8 protein-coding genes are annotated in these 14340 nt (G+C 60.6%); all 8 read right to left on the bottom strand.

Annotated features, from left to right (window positions below; all coding sequences use genetic code 11):
* Positions 1-147: 147 nt before the first annotated feature.
* The gene (locus tag HDEN_RS02660; protein WP_013214580.1) at positions 148-1272 is read right to left on the bottom strand and encodes a cell envelope integrity TolA family protein; all 1125 of its coding nucleotides are present in this window, start codon (positions 1270-1272) and stop codon (positions 148-150) included.
* Between the two features lie 38 nt (positions 1273-1310).
* The gene (hmuQ, locus tag HDEN_RS02655; RefSeq protein WP_013214579.1) at positions 1311-1655 is read right to left on the bottom strand and encodes a heme-degrading protein HmuQ; all 345 of its coding nucleotides are present in this window, start codon (positions 1653-1655) and stop codon (positions 1311-1313) included.
* A 126-nt stretch (positions 1656-1781) separates the two neighbouring features.
* Entirely contained in the window at positions 1782-4061 is a 2280-nt protein-coding gene (locus tag HDEN_RS02650; protein WP_013214578.1) for a TonB-dependent receptor domain-containing protein, read from the bottom strand.
* A 442-nt stretch (positions 4062-4503) separates the two neighbouring features.
* Positions 4504-5625 (bottom strand): aminomethyl transferase family protein, encoded by a 1122-nt coding sequence (locus HDEN_RS02645; RefSeq protein WP_013214577.1) that lies wholly within the window; start codon positions 5623-5625, stop codon positions 4504-4506.
* Between the two features lie 177 nt (positions 5626-5802).
* The gene (locus tag HDEN_RS02640; protein ID WP_013214576.1) at positions 5803-7578 is read right to left on the bottom strand and encodes a trimethylamine N-oxide permease; all 1776 of its coding nucleotides are present in this window, start codon (positions 7576-7578) and stop codon (positions 5803-5805) included.
* A gap of 59 nt (positions 7579-7637) precedes the next feature.
* Positions 7638-8603 carry an electron transfer flavoprotein subunit alpha/FixB family protein gene (locus HDEN_RS02635; protein ID WP_013214241.1) on the bottom strand — a complete coding sequence of 322 codons (966 nt, stop codon included), beginning with the start codon at positions 8601-8603 and terminating at the stop codon, positions 7638-7640.
* A 2-nt stretch (positions 8604-8605) separates the two neighbouring features.
* Positions 8606-11803, bottom strand: coding sequence for a heterodisulfide reductase-related iron-sulfur binding cluster (locus tag HDEN_RS02630; protein WP_013214240.1), 3198 nt, complete (start codon positions 11801-11803; stop codon positions 8606-8608).
* A gap of 132 nt (positions 11804-11935) precedes the next feature.
* Positions 11936-14125: an oxidoreductase gene (locus HDEN_RS02625; RefSeq protein ID WP_013214575.1), complete on the bottom strand. Its 2190-nt coding sequence runs from the start codon at positions 14123-14125 to the stop codon at positions 11936-11938.
* Positions 14126-14340: the final 215 nt, after the last annotated feature.

Here is a 14340-nt window from a genome sequence, read left to right as displayed (position 1 = left end):
GAGCCATATGATGTAAACGGAGTTGCGCCATGCCCAACAGCGAAGCGTTTCCTGTTATCTTTTTCATGCTCAGCTTCTACGCATTTGCAATCGCGCTTCTCTACGCACTTGCGCGCGCTTGGGATCAGTCGGCGACGCATCGCCAGACTAACGGAAATAGAAGGGAATCGTGAACTGAAGCTGGTTCGGCGCTGCGCCGGACGGTGGATCGCCAAACGGCGCGGCCTTTCGAACCGCCGCTAACGCCGCCTGATCAAGTTTGCCCTTACCCGATGAAGTTGCGATCTCCGCGTACCGTATTTCTCCCGACGGCGTCAGCCCGAATGAAATGCGCGTCGTGCCCGTATATCCATCGCCGCTCGGCTTGTTGCGCGAGAGAATAGCGCGGATGCGCGCCGCATAGTTCAGAATGCTTCCGCGGCTTGCTGAAACTTTACCGCTAGCCTCGGACTGCGCCATGCTCGCACGCGATGTCGTGCTGCCGGCCGTTGATGCGCGAGAGGCCGATTGCGCCGTAACCTGCCGTTCCTTCCGTTCGGCGTCTTCCTTCTTGCTATCCTCTTCTGCGACTTCCTTCGACTCGATCTCAGCAGGCTTCACCTCTTCGATCGTTTCCGAAGTCTGGATCGCCTTGGTCTCGTGCACCTCGTCGGGTGGTGCCTGTCCGCGAATGACGTGCAGCGGGTCGTCCGTCGGAAGGGCCGCGGACGGCGCGACTTCTGCGACGTCGACCGACTCCGGCGGTGGCTCGGTTGCTTCAACCGCTTCCTTCACCTCGGTCAGCGGCTGCGGAGCGGACTCGGCCGCCTGCACGCTGCCCGCCTGGGACTCGGCCGAAGCAGCCGATGCTGTCTGCACGTGTTCCGTCTCGATCGACTCCAAGACGACCGTTTGCTCTGTCGCCAAGCTGATCGCATCGGTCTTATCGGACAGCGTTCCAAACGTATCGTCGCTTCCCGACCAGTCGAACATCGTCGAAGCGATCGCCGTATGCAGGCATATTGAAATGACGATCGCGCTGGCACGCAGCCATTTCAGCGGTTGCTTCGAAGCACTGTCCGAAACGGACGCCAACTTGATTGCTGGCGACGACACATCGGCATGCGCCGGTCGATCCTGTCTCGCAGTCGGAAGCATCGGCATGCCGCCGTCTGCGCTGACGAGCGTCAGCGTTCGCGGCATCCGCTGCGGCGGCTGCAATGACGCGTCACGCGCGAGCGCGTGCGCATTCAAATTTCGCGTCGAGGAACTGGAGGAGGCCACAAAAGCCATCTGAGCCTGACCTGTGCGAGTCCGGGGGAGCATGTGAGTTAGGCGGCGTCGACCAAGCGCGCGCCTTCAGGCGTAACTTCTTGAAGCACGGTGAAACCCTCGAATTCAGGGCCGAAAATCAGAGAGAATTTTTGCTTGCCGTCCGCGTTTGCATGCGCGTGGCGGAACTGATCGGATTTTGTCCAGGCATCGAAGTCAGCGCGCGAACGCCAGACGGTATGCGATGCATAAAGAACATGATCGTCGCGCTCCGGCCCCTTCACCAAGTGGAAGACGACGAACCCCGGCGCATCGCTGAGCGTGCTTTTGCGATTGAACCAGACCTGTTCGAACTCATGCTCCGAGCCCTTCACGACCTTCAGCCGGTTCATGGCAATAAACATAGTCACCGCTCCTTTACACATCGGACCGCGCATCGCGATCCGAAACGCCGTATCGGCAAGCTCAACGGCCCGCCGATACTCAACACATTTGCAGCGATCGACCTCTCCAGCCGCGGTTGCCCGCGACTAGAACTGTGCCTTCGCTGTCAGATAGAACGTGCGGCCCATACCGGTCGAATTGCAGCCCGGAAGATTCGAGCCGTAGCAGTTCGGACCATCGAAGAACGCGGTTGTGAGAGCCGGCGTATAGTCTTCATTGAAGACGTTATCGATATTGAAGCCGAGCTCGAAGTTCTCGGTAATCTTGTAGGTCGAGAAGAAATCGACCAGCGTGTAACCGGGCATGTACCGGCCCGCATAGAAGCCGCCTACGTTGATTTCGCCAACATCGCTTTCCGAAAAATAGGAAACGCGGCCGCCGAGCGTCACCCTGCGATCGAGAAGTCGAACGCCCGCGGACGTGACGACTGTATGCTCCGGAACATAGCTATGCGCGCCAAAACCATCCGTCTGCGACGGCAAGTTGGTGTGCGTATACGTGTAGCTCAATCCCGCAAAGAAATACCCGGCATCATACATGCCCTGGAGTTCGACACCCTGGACCGTCGAATTGCCGGGTGTGTTACAGAAGTACTGCGTTCCTCTGCCAACTGGCAGTGGCGTCGAACACGACGCGATGTAGTTGTCGACATCCATATGATAGTAGTCGCCTTTGAACCGGAAGGAGTCCGTAGGCGTGAACAGTCCATCTTTCTTGATGTTTGCGCCGACTTCGATGCCTTTCTGACTTTCGGGATTTAGGAACGGGTTTGGCGCAAATCCGACACCGGCCGCACCCGGATGCGTTCCACCCGCAAACAGTTCGCTGACCGAGGGAGCACGCATCGATTCCGAATACGTGATGTAGGGCTGCAGCCAGTCCGTAACCTGAGCTGCAAGCGTAACCTTCGGATCGAACGAGCCGCCGTCCTTATCCAAAACATAGCGTCCAGGAACAAATGGCGGATTGGGCAATCCCGCAGCGGGACTGATGTTGACCGAACCATTTATGCCGTACATGTCGTAACGCAGACCGACGATCAGGTCGAAGATGCTCTTGGAGAACGTGGTCTCGGAGAAAAACGCGCTCGTCGAAGCCCAGCCTGAGCCGTTCACGCCACCGCCGGATGCCGGCTGAAAGCGATTGTACGTATCGACGTCATCGCCATAGAATTCATAGCCGTATTGAGATTTGACGCGAATACCACCGAGATTAAATCGCGACGTATTCGTAATGTCGGCGCCCATACCGGTATCGTCGACGACACGCCCCCAAGAAGTACCCTTCGGTGGTGTGCCGACTGTCGGACTGGCATCCGTCCCGTAGCGCATTTGAGCGTGGTTATAGTAACCGTTCACCCGCAAATCGATCAGATCGTTCCCGATCGGATTGAAGGCATACTTGGCGGTGTAAGTTTGCGTCTGAACGTTCTGGAAATACGAGTTGGCGAAGAAGTCGTTGTTGTAGAAAACGCCGCCAAAGCGAAGCGATTGCTCCGAATCCGGCGTCAAGTTCACTTTGAACAACCCTGACGTCAGATCCTGGAATGTCCCCGGAATCACAACGCCGCCGGCATTCTCATAGCTGTCCGGATTTTTGTGGCTCACCGCACCAGCGACACTGATGCCGCCGACGGCTGCCGCCGCCGCGCCCATCTCGGAGAAGCCTTGTCCATTGCTTCCCCAAGTCAGCTTCGAAATTCCACCGAAGTTCTGACCCGGCCGCAGAATATCTTCGACGTCGAGCGTGCGCATGTTGACGACACCGGCCAGCGCACCCGCACCGCCAGCTGTCGACACCGCACCGCGCTGAACATCGATACCGCCGATCAAAGCGGAATCGACATACGCGAATCCAGATGCCTCATGACCGAGGAAGCGGAAATTCTGCCGAGCGCCATCGATCGACATGTTGACACGGCCGTTACCCTCGAAGCCGCGGATATTGACGGCAACACCGGCGTTCTGCGGACTGATGCGCGTGAAAGTACCGGGCTGCGAGCGCAACGCGTCGTTGAGATCGCCATTGCCGTAGGTCGAGAGTTCGTTGCTCGTGACAACGCTAATGCCGGCAGGCGTGTTGTAGGGCGCATCGGGGTTCTGCACCGACGATCCCGAATTCTGCGCAACAGGCGCCTCCTCCACCGGCTCGGGCGCCGCAGCCTGCACAGGCTTCGGTTTCGGCATGCTCTTGGGAGCGCTCGACTTCTTGGCCTTAGCGCTCTGAACGTTGATGCCCGGCAGCTCGGTCTCCTGCGCGTGTGCCGCGCCGGCAACCGTCAGCGCGGCAACAGAGAGACCGAGAGACAGCGATCTAGCGAACGTTCTGAAACTTGGCGAACTGTAAAAACTATCGATACGGCACATCGCGATAACAACCCCCGTTGTTCCTGAATTGAGATACGGGCTGGCTGGCTAGCGCTGATCGCGCACCGGGCGGGCTTGCCTCGTTTTCGACGCACCCTCCCTCGTCGGGATGCGGGCGAAGACCCCGGCCCATGACGAGCATGGAGCGGGCATAATTACCCTGATAAACATTACAGAATAAGTCAACAACAAGAGCAGAAAAACGCCCTCGCCCGGAACGTCGCATCTGGATCGCAGACACGCGTTTTGTTGGGGTTTTCGCTCACTTCACGTAGCGGGGCAGAAGACTGGAATTATTCCACGACCACTGGTGTTGCAGATTTCACTCAGAATGGCGGTCGTTACCACAGCCGCTAACCATTTGGGCGGCCGACGCTAAAACGAAAAATGACCGGAGGACGCTGACCTCCGGCCAAGGTGCGCGCACGGGAAGGAATGCGCGCTAAGCGACAGGGTGCGTCCTCAGACGCATCGGGTCGTAGAAGGGCATGCGGACCACGGTCGCTGTGAAGTCGCGGCCGTTGTCGCGGATCGTAAGTTCCGTGCCGAGCTTGGTGAAGGCGGGCGAGATCTGCGCCATCGCCAAGGACTTCATCAGATGCTGGCTGTAGGTCGTGCTCGTGACGATGCCGACCTCTTTGCCGTCCGAGAAGATTTTGGACAGCGGGGCAATCGCTTCGCTATGCAAAACATCCAGGCCCGTGATCAGCGAGCGCTCTTTGCCCTTCTTGGCGGTCAGCGCTTTCTTGCCGATGAAGTCCGGCTTGGAAAGATCGACCGTCCAATCAGCACGCACTTCCCAAGGAGTCGTGTCGCCATGCGTCATGTCGAAGGGGAAGAACAGAAGTCCGCCTTCGACCCGGATGATGTCGAGGCACGACCACGAGATCGGCGTCACGCCCTGGTCCTTGCCCGCGGCAAGGATCGAATCCCACATGAATTCCGCATCCTTCGCGCTGCAGAATACTTCGTAGCCGCGCTCTGCCGAATAGCCGCCGCGCGCGATCTCGACCGGGCGCCCGAACAGCGTCGTCTTCTCGTGATGGAAATACGGAAGCTCCGCGAGCTTCATCGGCGTGTGCGGCGCAAGAACTTCCAGAGATTTCGGACCCTGCAGCGACAGGATATGGACATCGTCGTCGCGAGCGACCGTAACATTGAAACGGCCTTTCGCCGCCGCAGCGGCTTCTTCGAACGAACCGCCGCCGTGCGAGACGCGGTATTTGCCGTCGCCATCGACATAGACGAGCACGTCATCGATCAGGGCGCCGTCTTCGTTGACGATATTGCTGATGTGCGAGTCGCCGCGCTTCGCCTTCGAGATGTCCGAGGTCAGCAAGTGATTGAGAAACGCCAGCGCATCGGGACCCTCGACATTGACCATCTTCAGGGCCGACACATCGAATAGGCCGGCCTTGTTGCGGACGATTTCCGTCTCTGCATAAGGGCAGGCGTTATAATTCTGCGGAATTGGCATGTCGTTCCAGGACGACGACAGATCTGAACCCAACGCGCGATGGCGGTCGCTGAGAGCAGAACTTCTTTTCTGAATTGTGCCGTGCATTGAACTTCTCCGACTTACCGATTGTTGTTCGTCTGTGAACGCGCCTTTTCAGAACAAGCCCGCACAAATTGGCGTCAGTGCATTTCGCTAAGGCAGATACTGAGTGGGCGTGATTGGGTGATGGGTATTGTCCGTCCGGACCGAGGAACCAGATCCGGACGGACGACCCCGCTGCCGCTACATATGGAAGAACCAGTTGGCGAACAGCACCGTGCCCAAGCCCGCGAGTAGCGTCAGGTACGGCAGAATTCCGGCTTTGCGGCTGGCCATCTCGCCAGGAGCAACGCCGAGATCTTCATACATGTGCGCCGGGAACCGGCCCTTGTCCTGGACGTAGTGACGGAACCAGAACACCGGCAGAATCAGCGACGCGGTGAACAAGCCGGACCACAGAGCATTCGGATTCCAAACCTTCGCGCCAGCGCCCATGAACGTTGCGTTGACGAATGCGAGGATGGCTCCAAGCGCGATGAGGATCGTCGGCGCTTTCCACGGACGCGGGCGGTCGGCGTTGTCGATACGATGGATCCAGCCCGAGTTCAGGTTGAGGAAGTTGAAGATGATGTAACCGCAGTTCGAGACCGCAAGAATGAAGAAGAAGCTTGCAGCATCGGCACAGGCGATCGCCATCAGGCAGAGGTTGGCGATAAGGTCAGTCCACATGGCGCTGGTCGGCGCACCGTGGTGGTTCGTGTGGCTGAGATAGCGCGGCAGCCAGCCATCGACGGACGCCTGGTAGAGCGTGCGCGAAGAACCCGCCATCGTGGTCATGATCGAAAGCATCAGCGCCATGATCATCATCATCACGAGGAGACCGGAGACCCAACCGCTTCCGCCGACCATCTTGCCCATGGCTTCTGCAACACCCGAACCATCGACAACCGACGGAGCGAGCATTCCATCGAGGCCAAGAACGCCCTGGAACGTGAATGGAACGAGGATGAAGAGAAGGAGGCAAAGCAGTCCCGAGAAGAAGATCGCTTTGAACGTGTCGCTGCCCGGATTGCGGAACTCAGCTGTGTAGCACACCGCCGTCTCGAACCCGTAAGTCGACCAAGCCGCGATGAAGAGACCGCCGAGCACCAGCGTCCAGCCGGGAATATCCCACTGGCCTGCAGCCGGAGCATACGCTTCCTTCAAAGGCAGGATTGGAGAGTAGTTCGACCAGTCGATTTGGCCCGTCAGGATCGGAACGAGGCCGACGATCAGCATCGGGATGATGACGACGAGGCCGATATACTTCTGGACGTTTGCCGTACCGACGATGCCTCTGTGCTGGATCGCAAAGGTCAACAGCATCAGCGCTGCGCCGATGAAGAACGCGGAGTTGAACGAGAAATGCACCGGTCCGATCGCGCCGGATGCGAGGCTCCACTCGCGAATTGCCGGCGTGAAGGCCGCGACGCCATCCGCGCTCAGCAGTGCCGAGATCGCATCCTGAGCGGTTTTTCCGCTGTTGGCTGCGAGCCATTCGATGACACGCGGGCTGTCCGGAGCGATGCTCGAGGCGTGCGCACTGATCCATGCCGCGACTTGCGGTGCATCAGCTGGCGGAATTGGCGCCAGAGCATTCAGAATGTATGCGGCCGCGATCGACGAACCGAGCGACAGCACGGGCGTCCACGCGAACCAGTTGCACCACACGGATAGCGGCGCAATCCACTTTCCATAGCGGAGCCATGCAGCGGCGCCGTAAACCGAGGCACCACCCGACTTGTTGGGAAAAAGGCCGGCGATTTCAGCATATGTGAAGGATTGGATGAATCCCATGATCATCGAAACCGTCCAGACAAGGAAAGCGACCTTGCCGACCGTTCCGGCGATCCCGCCGATCGAGAACAACACCAGAGCAGGAACGCCGCTCGCAACCCAGAACGCCCCCCGCCAATCGATACCTCTTACTAGTTCTGTAGAAGCGGGCTCACCTATTGCCCGACTCGCCGTATGGTCCATTTTTCGCTCCCATGGTTTCTTTCATTTTTTCCTGCTTTGGATAGTTTTTCGTGCCGTGATCAGTTGAATTGTGCTTCGAGCTCCTTTGCGAATTCGAAGATGTCCATGCAGACGCCGTACGTTGCGACGTTGAAGATCGGCGCTTCTGGATCGGTGTTGACGGCGATGATGGTGTCGACGTGCTTCATGCCGTAGAGGTGCTGCACGGCGCCCGAGATGCCGAGCGCGACGTAGACTTTGCAGGCGCTCGCGACCTTGCCGGATTGCCCGACCTGGTGCGGCTTCGGCAGCCATCCGGAATCGACGATCGGGCGCGAGCAGCCGAACGTGAAGCCGAGCCGGTCGGCGAGCCCTTCGAAGCGCGGCAGGTTGTCTTTTTCCTGGATGCCGCGGCCGACGGAGAGAATGTATTCGGCTTTCGCGATATCGATGTTCGACTGCGGCGCTTCGATATAGCCCGTGTGCTGCATGCTCTCGGAGGCCTGGATGAGATTAGGCTCGATCGCCGTGCGCTTGGCGCTGCCTTTGGCGTCGGGCACCGGATACGTCGCGCCGCGGAGTGCCAGCACGACGATCTTGCGTTCCGGGAACGCCACCTCGAGGTTGACCTTGTTGCCGTAGGCGCCGCGCGTCGCGGTCAGGCCGGTGGCATCGGCCGAGAGCGCCAGCACGTCGCTCGCAAAGCCCGCGCCGAGCCGCGCCGCGATGGCCCCGGCGAGCGCCATGCCGTTGACGGTATGGCCGAGCAGGATCAGCTCGGGCTGATACGTCTTGCCGAGTTCCAGAACGCACTCTTCATAGACGTGCGGATCGAAGTGATCGGCCGGCGCCTTGACCGACACGATCTCGTCGACGCCCGCGAGGTCGAGCGAGTCGGCGATCGCGCCGATGTCGTTGCCGATGACGGCGACGACGACCGGACCGCCGAGGCCCGCTTTCACCTGCTGCGCCGCCCCGATCGCTTCCCGGGTGATGTCGCGAACCACGCCGTTCAGATGTTCGGCGACGATGAGAATGCCGGCCATGATCAGCCCTTCTTTTCACGAATGAGGTTGGCGATGAACTTCGCGATCTCCGCCGGCGTGCCGGTCAGCATCTCGGCTTTCGACTGCTCGGGGATGTACATGCGCTTGACGACGTAGCCGCCGCTGCCGTCGACGACGCCCGCGCCGCTGACGACGACGAGCGGCTTCTGCTTCGCCTGCTTGACCATCTTCATGGTCGCGAAGCGCGGCGTGTTGATGCCGGTCTGGATGGCGACGACGGCCGGCGCCTTGAGATCGAAGTTGTGCCGGAGGCCGCCTTCGAGTTCGCGCGCGAGCTTCAGCGGTCCCTTGCCGTCCCACTCGAAGCCGACGACGACGGCGGCGTGCGGCAGGTCGAGGATGCGTGCGAGCGCGGTGCCGGTGGCGCCATGCGCCTGGTCGCCCGACTGCACGCCGGAGAACACGAGATCGGGATCTTCCGCCTTCGCGACGCCGGCGATGGCGCGCGCGATGGTGATCGGATCGGCGTTGGCGAGCGAGTCGTCCCAGATCCGCACCGCCCGGTGCGCGCCTTTGGCCAGCGCCTTGAGCAGCGACGCATCGGCATCACCGTCGCCGACCGTGACGGCCACGACTTCGCCGCCGCCCTGCTTCTCAACGCAGCGGAGCGCTTCCTCGAGCGCCGCGTCGTCCCACTCGTTCAAGGAGAACTCCATGAACTCGCGGCGCACGTCGCGGCCGTCGGCGGTGAAGCCGTATTCGTCACCGAGCTTGGCGACGTTCTTGATGGTGACGAGAATGCGCAGGCCGGTCTTCGGCGGCGCCTGATAGTCGGCGAACGTCGCCGGCGTGACGGGCTTCAGTCCATCCCACGAAACCGGCGTCAGCTTCTGTTCGACGGCCGGTGCTGCGGGGGCAGCCGCAGGAGCAGCATCCGGAGCCTTCGCTTCGGGTGCAGGCGCGGCTTCGGCGGGCGCTTGCGTGGGTGTCGCCGCCGGAGCCTGGTCCGCAACGGCTGCCGCAGTTGCAGCCGGCGCCGCAGCGAGCGCCACGGGGGCGGCCGCCACCGGCAGGCTCGCGAGCCGCGCCGAGATCACGGCGTCGAGCTTCGTCGCCACCGCATCCGAGATGTGCGTTGCGATCGCGGCGACGAGACGGTCGGCGAGCGGCGGCAGATCCTTGAGGTTAAGCGACTTCAGCTCGATGGCTTCCGCGACCAGCTCGGCCAGATCCTGGACGACGAAATCCTTCTCGTGCCCGCCGGTCTTTCGAGCATCCTCAAACATGGTCAGGTCCTTTGGACAGCAAGTGACGAAGATATCGATGTTGAGCGCCGCCGCTTCATGCACGCGGTTCTCGGAGGGCTTCTGCGTGCCCTGCGTATCGGGGATCCAGATGCGTCCGCCGCCGGCGCCGCAGCAGAACGAGTTGTCGCGATTGCGCGGCATCTCGATCAGCTCGCAGCCGATCAGCTCCAGCACCTTGCGCGGCGCGTCGTAGCCGCCGTTCAGGCGCCCGAGATGGCACGGGTCATGGAACGTGACGCGCTTGTTGAGCGGCTTTTTGACTTTGAGCCGGCCGCTGGTCAGAAGGTCGGCGAGCACGCTCGAATAGTGCTCGATCGGCGCGACCTCGCCGAAGGCCGGGTACTCGTTCTTGATCGTGTTGTAGCTGTGCGGGTCGGTGGTGATGATGCGCTGGAACGGCTTGGCGCCCTGCATCTGCTCGATGTTGTGGCTCGCGAGTTCCTCGTAAAGGCCCTCTTCGCCGACGCGGCGCACGTCGTTGCCCGCCGTCTTCTCGCCCTCGTGCAGCAGCGCGAAGTCTTCGCGTGCGGCCTTGAGGAGCCGCGCCACCGTCTGGCTGACCTTCTGGTTGCGCGGATCGAAGGAGGCGAAGTCGCCGACGAACCACAGCGTCGGAGCGGCATCCTCGCGGATGTCCTTGACGCGGAACTCGAGCGCCTTCGTCCATTGCGAGCGCTTGCGCGAGTTCTCGCCGAAGCTGTTGCCGGTGTCGCCGATCTGCACGATCGTGTTGCGCAGCAAGGGGTCCATCGTGCCCTGCTCGACGAGATGCCGGCGCATGCGCACGATGAGGGACGGGTGTTCGATGCCGACCGGGCAGATCTCCTGGCAGGCGCCGCAGGTGCGGCAGGCCCACAGCGTCTCGGGCGCGATGACGCCGCCGACGAGATCGAGCGCCGGTGACGAGCAGCCCTTGGCCTCGTCGTTGTAGGCGCGCAGATCGAGAATGAAGTCGCGCGGGCTGAGCGGATATCCGGCCGTCCGCGCCGGACAGGCTTCATGGCAACGGCCGCACTTGGTGCAGGCGTCGAGATGCAGCATGTCCTTCCAGGTGAAGTCCTCGATCGCGGAAATGCCCGCCTTCTCGGCGTCCTTGGGCTCGCCCGGCAACAGCGCCAGCGGCTGCTTGTTGCGGAAGATCAGCGATCCGACGGCGGAGATGATGTGCTTCGCCTTGTACCACGGGATCGCGGCCGTGAACGTCAGCGCCAGGATGCCGTGCATCCACCAGTTCGCCTGCCGGATGGAGATCGCGGTGGCTTCCGTCATGCCGGCGCCGGTCAGCACCTTCGATAGCGCGAGGCCCACCGGCGACCACGCCGCCCATGCCGGCTTGTCGATGATGAGGCCGCAGGCTTCCTGCAGGAAGCCCGAGCATTCGATGAGCAGCAGCGAAACGACGAAGACCCAGTCCTCGATGCGCCAGCCTTCGGCGACGGAGCGCAGTTCCGTCTCGCCGCGATAGTTGCGCACGTAGTCGAGCTTCTTCGGCTTGATCAGCGCCCGGCGCACGATCATGTAGATGAGGCCGATCATCAGGCACAGATGTCCGAGATCGAGCAGCAGGCTCATGATCAGATAGAACTTGCCCTTGACGAACGTGATGCCCGTCAGCGGCTTCAGAAGATCGACCTCGATGAAATAGAGCGTCGTGGCGATGGCGCCGAACAGATAGCCGTAGAAGATGCCTTTGTGCGCGAGGCCCGCCCAGCGATCGCGCCGCCTGAGCGTGCGATGCGAGAAGATGTCCTTCAGCCCACGGACGACGCGGTCGTAAAGCTCAAGCGGCTCGACCAGCGACTTGCCACGCGCGTACTTCGCGATATGCGCATACGCCCCGTACAGGAACACCGCCATCGACAGCGTGCCGAGCATGTAGAACATGATCAGCTGCTGCGTGTTGATGCCCCAAAATAGCTCGCGCGATTCCACCGATTTGTTCCTATCGATCCACGGCAGTGGGCCGTGGCGGATGCATCAATGTAAATGAATGCGTGGCGACAGCGATGCCGTCGCATGGAAATGCCGAGCCGGCACTGGAGCCGGCTCGGCAAGGATAGGCGCTTAACCCACCGTTTCGCGGTCAGCGATCTTAGGATAGGTCTCGTGACCCCAAACCTGGCGCTCACGGATCCAGGGCTGCGCACGCTGCGGGTTGGAGGACTCGAATTCCCGAGCGATGCGATGCCCTTCGAACACGGCCTGTGCAATGAGGCCGGGAGCGAAGCAGTCACCTGCTTGATAGACTGCCTGGATCTCGCGCTTCTCCCATTCGTCTTTACGCTTCGCGATTTCGCGATAGAGACTGTCGTTCGGAACGCGCGCCGTGCAGACCACGAGCGTATCGAACGGAACCTCCACAACGTCCGTGCCGGCGCGACGCGGAAGCTCGCCCGTCTTCGGTCCGAGATTGCGCTTGTAGCCGTCGCGGAAGAGATAGTACGCGGTGGCTTTCCCGGGCTCGACCTTGGTCAGCCAGTGGCTGGTCAGCTCGTGGATCTTCTTCTCGTACATCATACGATGAAGGTTCGGCGCCTCGAGCGTGAAGTGCGTATAAGGCGCAACACCACCGAGCGGAGTGAGGATCTTCACGTGCTTGCCGCGATCAGCGAGATATTCCGCGATCGAAACACCCGTGAAATATCCATCGCAGTCGACGACGAGAACATTATCGCCAACAGGCTTGTTCTGCATCAGGATCTGCTCAGGCGTGCAGATGTGCGGCAGCGACGTGTCGATGCCCTCAACCGGAGCATGCGTGACGAAGTTCGTGCCGTCACCCGCCCAATGCGAGCCGGTGGCAAGGACGACCTTGTCGGCGCCATAGTTGAGGATGTCATCCGCCGACATCTTGCCGATGCCAGTGTGAACTTCGACGTTCTTCAGCTTCTGCAGTTGAAGTTGCCGATAGATCGCGACACGGCCCCACTCTGCGAGACCCGGATACTTGACGACCTTGCGGATACGTCCGCCGATTTCGGCTTCCGCTTCGCGAAGGTGAACGTCATATCCACGCTCGCCGAGAACGCGGGCGCATTCCATACCGGCCGGACCGGCGCCAACGACCAGAACCGAGCACGTGTCTTTGGTTTTGGCGAACTTCTCAGGATGCCAGCCACGACGATACTCTTCGTTGGCCGTAGCATTCTGCGTGCAGATCATCGGAGGGCCGCCGATTTCCCAGCGCGAGATGCAGACGTTGCAGCCGATGCACTCGCGGATGTCTTCGTAGCGACCTTCTTCGATCTTCTTCGGGATGAACGGATCGGCAATCGACGGACGCGCGAAACCGAGAATATCGAGACGGCCTTCGCGAATGCGGGCGGCCATATCGTCGGGGCTCGTCTCGCGGCTCACGCCGAGAACCGGAACCTTCGCTGCCTTTTTGCAATCATCCGTCCAGTTGCGCTGGTGGCCGGCTTTATAGAAGCGCGACGGACCTGCATCCTCGCCCCACTCGGCGATGTCACCGACGTTGAGGTCCCAGAGATCGAGCAGGCCCTTGCTGTCGACGAGTTCGACGAACTTGACGCCTTCGTCCAAAGCCTCGACGCCATCCGCGCCATAAAGCGTATCGACTGCAAAGCGCGTAGCGATCGCGGCTTCATGGCCGACGGCCGCCTTCACCTTTTCCAGCGTCTCAACCCAGAAGCGGGCGCGGTTCTCGAACGAGCCGCCGTAACCGTCAGTCCGGTGATTGTAGTATTTGGAAAGGAACTGCAGCGGCAGATAGCTATGCGCGCCGTAGACATAAACGATATCGAAGCCGGCCTGGACCGAACGCTTCGCCGCCTCGACGTACAGATTCTGGAGATGCTTGATGTCGTCCAGATCGGCTTCGTGGCAGTAGGTGAGGTATTCGAATTCCGAAGCCTGCGAAGTCGGGCCATAGGAGATGGCGCGCGATTCCATGCACGGCGCGTGCGAGCCACCGTACCAAAGCTCGACGCCGCCAAGCGCTCCGTGCTTGTGCAGAGTGTCGTTGAGGTGACGCAGATTGATGACGTCGCCTTCATCCCAGATACGCGCAGAAACGCGATGGCAGTCATCGGCTTCCGGCGAAATCGAACAGTATTCGGTGCAGCAGGCACCCCATCCGCCTTCGGCCTTCATGCCACGATGGGCGGCCTGGGTTCCAGGTTTCTCCGATCCCGCGCCGATGCAATGCGGCACCTGATAGAACCGGTTCTTCATCGTCTTCGGACCGATCTTGATCGGCTCAAAAAGAATGTCGTGCTTGGGGTTTCTTGCCATGGGCGATCCTCTCCCTCATCAGGGAACCACTTTGGACCATTATTGTCCATTTTGGTCGATAATGTCACTATCTATAGGTCCAAAATTTTCAACCTGGCAACCAGAAAAAAGTGGTTGAGGGCCCAAAATGGTCGTTCAGAAATGCATATTGCATCGCAACAAAGGCAGCAAAACCGCACAAAAAATTAGCACCTGCGACCAAAAAACACTGAAAA

The organism is Hyphomicrobium denitrificans ATCC 51888 (assembly GCF_000143145.1).
In the GTDB taxonomy this organism is placed as follows: domain Bacteria; phylum Pseudomonadota; class Alphaproteobacteria; order Rhizobiales; family Hyphomicrobiaceae; genus Hyphomicrobium_B; species Hyphomicrobium_B denitrificans.
Note: the sequence above shows the minus strand (reverse complement) of the source record. Positions and strands in the feature narration are given on the sequence as shown.